We start from the raw sequence: 1,232 nt of genomic DNA on the forward strand, positions 1-1,232 counted from the left end.
TGTTCTGCGCAACTAAATCAGGACACTTTTCTTAAGGAACTTTGCTCATACTCAATTGGCGACAGATCACCATTTGCAGTATGAAGTCGTTCTAAGTTGTAATAGCGCATATACGCTGCCACATCATCTCTCATATGCTCATGTGTTGGCTGAGGAACTTTCAACAACCAATCATGTTTTAAACTACCGAAAAAGCGTTCAACAACCGCATTATCCCAACACGCTCCAACATCGCCCATACTCGCTCTGATACCATAATTGGCTAGGAGTTTACGGTAATGCTTACTGGTATATTGTGAGCCTCTATCAGAGTGAAACACCAAGCCTTTTGGTGGCTGACGTAAGTTATAAGCTTTCATCATCGCTTTGCTGACTAAGCCTGTCGTCATTCGCTTATCGATATTCCAGCCAACAATGCGGCGTGAATATAAGTCCATAACAATGGCTAGGTACATCCAGCCTTCATCTGTTCTTAAATACGTCACATCACCCGCCCAAACCTGATTTGCAGCGATAGGATTAAAGTTCTGATTCAGCAGGTTATCTGCAACGGCATCACTATGTTTACGCTTGGTTGTGACTTTGTAAGCAACTCGCTGAGTAACAATTAAACCAAGCTTAGCCATTAACTTCTTAACGCCATATTCGCTGACTTTAAAGCCCTCCTTGCATAACCGTTTCTTCAGCTCCCGATAACCCAAGCTACTTCTGCTTTGTTCGAAGATGACCTTGGCTCTTCGATACATATGCAAATGCTCCGCTGTAATGATTTTTGCCGGCCGCTTCAGCCAAGCATAATAAGCTGAGCGACTGATACCCATTACTTTGCAAAGCTTGCTCACTGGAAATGCCGAAGATAGCTTCTTAACGGTCTTAAACGTTACTTGGTTTCCTTTAGCAGGAGGGCGCTGGCCTTTTTTAATATCTCTTTTTCCATCCTTAGCTCTTTATTTTCCTTACGTAGTCTTAACAGCTCTGCGCGTTCATTTGCATTTAGACTGGCTCCAGATTGCTCAGCTTCAAACTTAGCTTTCCAGTTATAAAGTATTTTATCTGTGATACCTAAAGACGCTGCAGCTTTGGGTACGCTGTAACCTTGCTCGGTTACTAATGCCACAGCTTCTTGCTTAAATTCAGCCGTATAATTTCTGTTTGTTCGTTTTGTCATTTAACACCTCAATAATTGGATTATATTCCATTATTAAAGTGTCCTGTTTAATTAAAGCAGTTCA

Annotated in this window: 1 protein-coding gene; it reads right to left on the reverse strand. The window is 41.8% G+C overall.

Features of this window, described 5'->3' with window-relative positions:
- Nucleotides 1-17 precede the first annotated feature (17 nt).
- A protein-coding gene (locus tag C1E24_RS12340) for an IS3 family transposase (protein WP_138481883.1) occupies nucleotides 18-1,168 on the reverse strand; the annotation gives its coding sequence in 2 pieces (ribosomal slippage) (nucleotides 18-892 and nucleotides 892-1,168; 1,152 coding nt in all).
- Nucleotides 1,169-1,232 lie beyond the last annotated feature (64 nt).

The sequence above is a fragment of the Pseudoalteromonas phenolica genome, from assembly GCF_005876835.1.
GTDB lineage: Bacteria > Pseudomonadota > Gammaproteobacteria > Enterobacterales > Alteromonadaceae > Pseudoalteromonas > Pseudoalteromonas phenolica_B.